This window comes from Azospirillaceae bacterium, from assembly GCA_028283825.1.
In the GTDB taxonomy this organism is placed as follows: Bacteria; Pseudomonadota; Alphaproteobacteria; order Azospirillales; family Azospirillaceae; genus Nitrospirillum.
This window is the reverse complement of sequence record JAPWJW010000001.1, coordinates 49,799-58,473: the sequence shown is the minus strand read 5'-3', so window position 1 is coordinate 58,473 and position 8,675 is coordinate 49,799. Positions and strand designations below refer to the sequence as shown.

The following is an 8,675-nucleotide window of genomic DNA, read 5'->3' as shown; positions in this document are numbered from 1 at the left end:
GTTGGCCTGGATGGTGCCCGCCACCATGGCCAGGATGTTGGCATGGGTCAGCATGACGGCCTTGGGCATGCCGGTGCTGCCCGAAGTCTGCGGCATCATCGCCAGATCGTCCGGCCGCACGTCGGGCAGACGCGCCGGCTTGGGGCCCTGCCACAGCCCCTCCGCCGCCAGGACGCGGAAGTCAGCCCATCCCGCCGTCGCGGCATGGGCGGCCAGTGCCGCCGGGATGTCGCCGTCGGCCACCACCAGCGGGCGGTCCAGCAGGCCCCAGATGGCGTGCAGCTTGCGCACCGGCGGGGCGGCATCCTCGATCACCGTCGGCGGCGCCATGGGCACGGCCACGATGCCACCCAGGAAACAGGCCCACAGCAGGGGCACCAGCCGGCCCACGCCCCTGACCGGCAGGATGACCCGGTCGCCTGGGCCCAAGCCGGCGGCGTTCAGGCCGCCCAGGACGTGCAGCGCTTCATCCAGCAACTGGGCGTAATCCAGCCGGCGTTCAGCACCATCGTCGCCCAGAAAGACCAGGCCGCCATCCCCTTGTGCCGCCCGTTTCAGGATCTGGCCCAAATTGTCGAACCCGAGGGGCGTCAACGGGGCCCCAACGATGGGGGCGGCGGATTCAGACGCGGAGGTCATGATGGAACACCTGGTTGCGCTGCCTTCGGACGCCCGCTGGGGGCATGCCGGAAGGGCGGGGGGAGGCCGCCTTGAAGCCCGTGCGGCCGGATAAAGGTGGCAGCGCGGATCGGTGGGATTTACAATAAATTTTGTGAACTAACGAGTTAACTCGAAAGCTTAGGGCAGATACATTTCCATTATCATGCCGTCCCATCGCCCCGGCATATGAAGAATCGTCCTGGGGTTGTCAAGCCAAGCTTAATGTTCGCGCCATGGCGGCGGGAATCACCCTGCAAAAGGTCGGGAAAGCCTGGATTTTGACGGAGTGGCATGTCGATATCAGATCCAAATATCTCGGAATAAGAGTACAACTATCTGGAATTTTCTAGTAAAACAATCCCTCCTCCGGAGAGGGGGCGGGCTGTCGCGCTGCTGCCGGTGATGCGCCGATGGGTGGAAAGGGTTGATTTTCCGCGAACTCAGCGGATGCAAAACCACCAACCCACTGCTATTGTCGGGCGAAGTCGCCAGCCGCCCATCCCGTGTCCTCCGACCCCATAAAAACCCTGGCGCGACCCATAACGCCGATCAAGGAGTTACCCGATGGTTGAGAAGCCCGCCCAGAGCGCTGCCCCCGCCCCCGAGGCCGTTGTCGCTCCCGAAGCTCCGGTGGCGCCCGTCGCGACCCCGGCCCCCGACGTCAGCCACGATCTGGCCCTGACACTGCTGGCCACCAGCGAGATCAAGGACTATGTCGTGGCCGCCGTCGCGGTCAGCGTTGTGCCCCTGCCGCTGGTCGATGTCGCCGGCATCACGGCCATTCAGCTGCGCATGATCCAGAAGCTGTCGGAACTGTACGGCAAGCCCTTCACCAAGTCGCTGGGCAGCTCCGTCCTGGCGTCGCTGGTCGGCACCGTCGGCGGCCTGGCGGGCGGTCTGGCCGTCGGCAGCCTGATCAAGGCCGTGCCGGGCATCGGCTGGGCCCTCTCTGCCGCGACCCTGCCCATCGCCGCCGGCGCCTCCACCTATGCCATCGGCAAGGTGTTCGTGAAGCACTATGAGCAAGGCGGCTCGCTGTGGGATCTGGACACCACCAAGTTCAAGGCCTTCGCGCACGAACAGTATGAGAAGGGCAAGGAATTGGCCAAGATCGCCAAGAAGGAAGCCAAGGACGTCAAGGAAAGCAAGGAAGCCGCCACCGCGGCCTGATTGCTGGCATTTGATTAAGCGCTGGGCGCGGCCGGGCCTCCTGGCCGCGCCTTTTGTTTGTGCGCCCCCTTTCATCTTTGGGGCGGGACGGCGGCCCATCCACAGCGGCTGTGGCCGTCGAGGTCTTGGGGTTTTAGGCATGAGCGTTTCCGGCACCTTGCCCGTCACCTTCCTGTTCGGGGGCCAAGGGTCGCAGTACTACCAGATGGGGGCGGAGCTGTTTCGCGGCCATCCGGTCTTCGCCGAGTGGATGTGCCTGGGCGACCGCTTCCTGCGGGAGAATTTCGGCCGGCCCATCCTGGACACCCTTTATGCCCCGGGGCGGGGCCTGGGCGACACCTTCGACGCCCTGCCCATCACCCATCCGGCCATCTTCATGACCGAGGTGGCGCTGGCCCGCACGCTGGAACATCACGGCATCGTGCCCGACCAGGTGGCGGGGGTCAGCCTGGGTGAGTTCGCGGCCATGGTGGTCGCCGGCATGATGCCGCTGGAAACGGCGCTGGCCCTCGTGGCCCGCCAGCCGGAGGTATACGCCCGCCACTGTGCCCCGGGCGGCATGGTCGCCGTCCTGGCCAGTCCCGAACTGTGGCGCGGCAACCCCATCCTCAACAGCCGCAGCGAACTGGCCGGCGTCAGTTCGGATGAGCATTTCGTGCTGTCGGCCACGGCGGCGATGATGCCGGCCATCGCGGCGGAACTGGACCGCCTGCGCCTGCCTTACCAGGCCTTGCCCGTCCCCTTCGCCTTCCATTCGCGCTGGATGGAGCCGGCGGCGGAGGCCAGCCGCGCCCTGACGGCGGATGTCCGGCTCGAGGCGGGGCGTTGCCCCTGCCATTCCGCCAGCCTGCAGGGCTGGACCACGCCCGACACCCCGGACCTGTTCTGGCGCATCGCCCGCGGGCAGATGCATGTCGGCCACATGGTGCAGACCCTGGAAGGGCGGGGCGGCGCCATCTATGTCGACCTCAGCCCGTCGGGCACCCTGGCGACGCTGATCCGCATGCAACTGCCGCCGGACTCAAGGTCGCAGGTCTTCACCATCCTGTCGCCCTTCGCCAACGGCCTGAAGGCCATCGACCGGCTGCTGGCGGCGCTGCGGCCGGCGGCCATCGCGTGACCACCCTTATTGGCCTGGCACCGGGGGAGGGCTGCGGTCGATCACACGGCCGTCGGACATGGCGATCCAGACGCCCTGGCCATCGGCGCGGGCGGCGATGGACACCGGCCGGCGGGGCAGGTTGTCGGACTTGCGCGGTGCCGGCGCCGCGTCGCCGGGCGCGAAGGTGGGGGCGGAGCCAAGGCCCGTCACCGACCCGTCGTCCGCCAGGATCCAGTATCCCTTGCCATGCAGCGGCAGCGCCATGCTGAGGGCATTGGCCGCCGGACGGCCGTCGCCACCGCGGCCGGCCAGGGTGGCGGTGGCGTCACCCATGTACTTCATCGAACCGAAGGCCCGCACGCTGCCGTCGGCATACAGGACCGCATATCCTTCGCCCACCGGGGCGCTGATCAGGTCGACCGCACGGGCGACGGGCTTCTCCACCGGTGAGCCCGGGCTGGATGGCAGGTCGCAATGGGCGTTGCCGAAACAGAAGATGGCGCCGTCGTTGGCCAGCAGGCGATACCCCAGTCCCGATGGCGTGTGATCGATGCCGACGATCTCTTGCCCGGGCCGCAGGTCGACGGCGCCACCGAAATCCTGCACCCCGCCCACGACGTGCACATGGCCGTCACGGGTGGCCAGCCAATAGCCGTCGCCTGATACCGGGGCGCTGATGCCGACGACGGGGGAGCGGGCGGCCCCCATGCTACCCTGGTCCAGGGCGGCGCCGGAGGCGATGACGTCACCGTCCGCCCGCGCCAGCCAATAGCCTTCGCGGACGGGCAGTGCCGTCGCCTCCCACGTCACCCCGCCGTCGTGGGAGTGGGAGATGGCGCCGCTGTAGCCCAGCGCCACCAGGACGTCCTCACCGGCGGTCGCGGCGCACAGCGTGCTGCGCGTGCCCGAGGCGCGGGCCGTCCATTGGCCGGGCGCGGTGGAGGTCAGGATGGTGCCACCGCTGCCCGTGGCGAAGACGGTGGATTTCCAATAGGCCACGGCGCACAGCTTCTCGCCCGTGCCGCTGGCCTCCTGTGTCCAGGTGTCGCCATCGGCGGTGCGCAGGATGATGCCGTCCGATCCCACGGCCACGGCCTCGTTCCCATCCGCCATGACGGCCAGCAGATCCTGGTGGGTCAGGGGCGGTAGGGTTTTCCACGTCGTGCCGTCGCGCGACACGACGATCAGGCCGTTTTCGCCGACCGCCACGGCGTAGTCGCGGGCGTTCGTCACCGCCCACAGCGCCAGGGAGGTGGCGCGACGGGGCGCCACGGGATCGGCGGCGCGGCGCGGGGTCCAGGCATCGCCATCGGGCGAGGTCAGGATGGTGCCGTTCTGACCCACGGCGATCATTTGGCGGCGGAAGGCCGCCACGCCCAGCAGGTCGGCGCGGCTGCCGCTGAACCGGGTGGACCACAACACGCCGTCACGCGACATCATGATCTGGCCCCGGCTGCCCACGGCGATCAGACCGTTGTCGTGCGGGGCCAGGGCCCATAGGGCGCGGCGGGTGGCGGGGACGCGGCGGGTCCAGTTCTCGCCATCGGTGGAGGTCAGGATGCTGCCGCCCCCGCCCACGGCCGTGAAGCGGCCGTTGAAGATGGCGCCCAGCATGGGCTGGCCCGCCGATCGCCGTTCCGTCTGCCAGCGGCGCCCATCGACGGAGGAGAGGATGACGCCGCCGGTGCCCACCGCCACGATGCGGTCGTCCGCGCGGGTCAGGGATTCCAGGTTATAGCGCGCGTCGGATGCGCCCTCCTGCCAGGCCTTGCCGGGCCAGGCGATGCCAATGACGCCACCGGTGCCGGCGGCCACGATGCCCTCGGGCACGGCCAGGACGGCGCGGATGGTGACATCGGGCACGGGGCTCAAGGGGGCCCAGCGGCAACCGTCACGGGACCGCAGCAGCATGCCGTCGGTCCCGCCCGCGATGAAACCCAAAGTGGGCGAATGCCCGAGGCTCTGCAGCACCGCCCCATCGGCCACCTGGCACAGGCGCCAGTCCACCCCATCGGATGAAACGGCGCTGACGCCTTCGCCCACCGCGACGAACAGGTCGCCGGCATAGGTGATCGCCATCAGGTTGGCGTCCTGGGGCACATCGGCGGACACCCATGTCCGGCCATCGGCGGAACTGGCCATGCCGGCGGGGCCGATGGTGACATAGCGATCACGCGACGCCGCGATGGCGGTCAAGGTGCCATGCACCCCGGTCTTGACCGGGTGCCAACCGATGCCATCGGCGGATTGGGCGGCGAACCCGCCCGATCCGACGGCGACGAAACCGGCGGGCCCGCCGGTCACGGCATAAAGTTCGCTGCGGCCGGGCGATTCCTGCCGCGCCCACAGGTGGTTGCCCTCGTCATTGGTCAGGATAAGGCCGCCTTCGCCCACCGCCACCAGCATGGGGCGGTCGTGCACCAGCGCGCGCGCCACGCCGTGCAGCGTCTCCGACCCGGCGTAGGCCTCGCGGTAGCCGGCGATGGCGGCAATGGGCGCCGGTACGACGGATCGGCGGAACGAAGCCACGATCATCCGGGGCACCACCAGGGTGATGGCCCAGAGAAAGAGCAGGGCGAGGATCGTGCAGATCAGGCGCCGGATCATGGCCGCCGCGTCACGGCTTGCCGGGGGTGGGGCCAGGGACCGGCTTCACGTCCCCAGGTGCTACGGTGCCGGGCTTCACGCCTTCCGGCGGCTTCGCCTTGGCGGCCGGCGCGGGCTTGGCCTCGTCCATGGCGTCCAGGGGATCGACCGCCTCCGGCAGCGGCGGGGGCCAGGCGGACGACATGGCTTCCCCATCCTGCCCACCGACCGGGAGCGTCACCGGGCGCTTGGCGCGCGGGCCTACGGCGGGCGCCAGGTCGGGGCCGGTCTTGTCGGTCACGGACTTGTCCGTGGTGTCCAGGATCAGCGGCAGGCCGTTCTGGGCACCGATGACCACCACCTTGGCGTTGGGCGACCTGGCCAACTGCAAGGTGGCGTCGATGCCCTTCCAGCGCAGGTAGCGGTCGGAAATGCCGTTGGAGACGATTTCCTGGAACTGGCGGATACCCTGCGCCTCGATGGCTTTGCGCTCGCTCTCCAGCCGTTCCTTCTCCAGCACGAACTGGAAGCGCAGGGCGTTCTGCTCCTCCGCGATCTTCTGTTCGATGGAAGCCCGGACTGCCGGGGGCAGGGTGATGTTACGGATGAAGATGTCCTGGATGTCGATCAGCTGGTGATCGCTGCCGACGTCCAGATGGCTGCGTGCCAGCACGCCGCGCACCAGGCGGGCGACCCGCTGTTCCAGCGCCGTGCGGTTGATGCTGTACAGGTCGTCCGGACGCAGCTCCGCCACCGCGTTGCGGATCTCCGAACTGATGGTCGGGCGGATCAGCGTGTCCTCGAACTGGGGCCCCAGCGTCTCGTGCAGGTTGCCCACCAGGTCGCGGTCCACGAAGTAGGACACGGTCAGTTCGACATCCACCGCCAGGCCGTCGCGGGTCAGCGCCTGGACCGTTTCGTCCAGGCGGCGCAGACGCACGTCATATATGAAGATCTGGTCCCAAGGCGGGATGATCTTCAGACCGGGATTGTAGTGGAACCCGGTCTGGGTGCCGCCGGCCAGGCGCAGCCACAATACCCCGACTGAGCCCGACGGGATGTTGACGAAGATGCGGTCGGCCAGGACGACGCAGGCGAAGGCCAGGATCAGCGTGATCAGCAGGATGTTCAGCCGCTGGCGCTGCCGCCAGATGCGAAAGCGGACGCGCAGGCCGGGCTTGGCCGGCTTTGGCGCGGGCTGCTGGATGGTCGGCGTCGCCGGTTCGGTGGACATGGTCATGCCGCCGTGACCTCGCGCATTTTACCCTCATCCATGTGATAGCGCCGGTCGGCGACATCGAAATAGCGGTCGTCGTGGGTGACCGCGATGACCGCCTTGCCGGCCGCCTTCAGGGCCGGCAGGATCTCGCGGTAGAAGATGGCGCGGAATTCCGGGTCCTGGTCCGCCGCCCATTCATCGAACAGCAGCACCGGCCGGTCCTCCAGCAAGGCGATGACCAGGGCCAGGCGCTTGCGCTGGCCGGTGGACAGGGCTGCCGGGTTGAAGCCGTTCATCAGGCCGCCGGGCAGTTTTTCCGCCAGCTGCATCTGCTTCAGCAGCCGCCACATCTCCGGCTCACGCTCCGCCGGGATGTTGAACAGCCGGTGAAAGGTATAGAACTCGGCGAACACGGTGCCGAACAGGCGGCGATAGCTTTCCGTGGCGCCGGTTGCCAGCGGCGCGCCGTTCAGCAGCAGCTGCCCGCCCATGGCGGGGTACAGTGCCGTCATCACCTTCAGCGCCGTGGACTTGCCGGAGCCATTGCCGCCGGTGATGAACACGATCTCCCCCATCCGCGCGTCGAAATTGATGGGGCCGATGCTGAAGCGCTGGTCGCCGTTGCCGGTGGCGTGGGTATAGTGCACGTCGCGCAGCGCCAGAGACTGGAACGGCGGCGGGGCGGTGGCGCCGACGTCGTCGTCATGGGTTTCCACCTGGCCGTCCAGTTCGCCCTCGAACGCGCGGATGCCCTGGGCTGCCAGGCGCACGCCGGCGACGGTCTGCACGGTGGCGCCCACGCCGGTCATCAGCGAACTGGCGGCGAACAGCACCACCATCACCAGGCGCTCGATCTGTTCGTGGCTGTCCTTGCTGAGCAGCGGCAGCAGGAAGACCACCGCACCGCTCAACAGGTAGAAGGTGCTGTTGATGTAGACGATCAGGTCGGTCAGCACGTCGTTGGCGTGCGCCCGTCGCTCCGCAGCCTGCGCGCTGCAGGCCTTGATCTCATCCACCACCACGGCGCGCTTGGCCGGATCCAGCTTCAGTTCCTTGAAGCCCTGGATCAGGTCGTGCACGCCTTCCATCAGCCGTGTTTCCGCGTTCGCTGCCTCATGCCGGGCGCCATCCGTCTCGCCGGCCTTCATCAGGTAGCCGTAGGTCAGGAAGCCCACCGCCACCAGGGTCAGCAGGAAGGCTGCGGGCGACAGGTAGAGGACGTAGCAGATGCTGAACAGGAACAGGACGCCCGACTGCACGCCCGACAGCAGGTTGACGATCCCCATGGAGATCATCTCGTAGTACCGGACCAGGGCGGTGTAGAAGCGCTCCGCCGTGAAACTCTCGAAATGGCGGAGATCCAGGCGGGCGATGCGGGTGGCGGTGCTGCCCCGGACATCGTGCAGCGCCATTTCCAGGTCGTGCGCCGCCCCCTTGGTGAAGAATTTCTGGGCGACGTTGTAGCCGACGATCAGGACGAAGAAGAGGAAGACGTAGACCAGCGAATAGCCGTCATCCGACGCCAGTGCTGCCGCCTTGTTGATGATGGCCAGCACGCCGGTGCCGCAACAGGCGGCCAGGATGGCGGCCAGCGCCAACTGCCGCAGGGTGACGGTGCGCGTGCGGTCAAGGGCGTCGCGCAGCGACTGGAAACGGTCCTTGCGCGCGCTGCCCGGGGTGCCGGCCAGGGCCGCCAGCAGGCGCGCGGCGAAGGGACGGGCCCCGCCGTGCCGGCCGCCGTCGGCGTTCATACCCTCCGCCGTCATGAACGGTACCGCCGGGCCCGGGGCCCACAGGCAAAAACCATAAGCAACGCAGTTACCCCCGATGACGCAGCGCGACCCCCGCAGTCGGCCGGAAAGTATCTGAAAAAGCAGGGGCGGGGAAGGCGCCTGTCAGGTTGCGGCTGTATTGTACCTGTGGGCCACCAGCCAGAGA

Annotated in this window: 5 protein-coding genes and 1 pseudogene; 2 read left to right on the top strand and 4 right to left on the bottom strand. The window is 68.3% G+C overall.

The features are described 5' to 3' along the window. Positions 1-24: 24 nt before the first annotated feature. A pseudogene (locus tag PW843_00220) lies at positions 25-639 on the bottom strand (AMP-binding protein). Positions 640-1,224: 585 nt separating this feature from the next. Between PW843_00220 and PW843_00215 the strand changes: the two are divergent. Beyond that, positions 1,225-1,830, top strand: a complete 606-nt coding sequence (locus PW843_00215; protein ID MDE1145031.1) for a DUF697 domain-containing protein — start codon at positions 1,225-1,227, stop codon at positions 1,828-1,830. Between the two features lie 139 nt (positions 1,831-1,969). Next, entirely contained in the window at positions 1,970-2,950 is a 981-nt protein-coding gene (locus tag PW843_00210) for an acyltransferase domain-containing protein (GenBank protein ID MDE1145030.1), read from the top strand. 6 nt (positions 2,951-2,956) lie between these two features. Here the strand turns inward: PW843_00210 and PW843_00205 are convergent, their stop codons facing one another. Genes PW843_00205 through PW843_00195 form a run of 3 tightly spaced genes read right to left on the bottom strand, consistent with a single transcriptional unit; the run spans position 2,957 to position 8,503 of the window. Next, positions 2,957-5,539: a hypothetical protein gene (locus PW843_00205; protein ID MDE1145029.1), complete on the bottom strand. Its 2,583-nt coding sequence runs from the start codon at positions 5,537-5,539 to the stop codon at positions 2,957-2,959. A gap of 10 nt (positions 5,540-5,549) precedes the next feature. Then, the gene (locus PW843_00200; GenBank protein MDE1145028.1) at positions 5,550-6,758 is read right to left on the bottom strand and encodes a prohibitin family protein; all 1,209 of its coding nucleotides are present in this window, start codon (positions 6,756-6,758) and stop codon (positions 5,550-5,552) included. After that, positions 6,755-8,503, bottom strand: coding sequence for a cyclic peptide export ABC transporter (locus tag PW843_00195; GenBank protein MDE1145027.1), 1,749 nt, complete (start codon positions 8,501-8,503; stop codon positions 6,755-6,757). Before PW843_00195 ends, PW843_00200 begins: the two co-directional genes overlap by 4 nt. Positions 8,504-8,675: the final 172 nt, after the last annotated feature.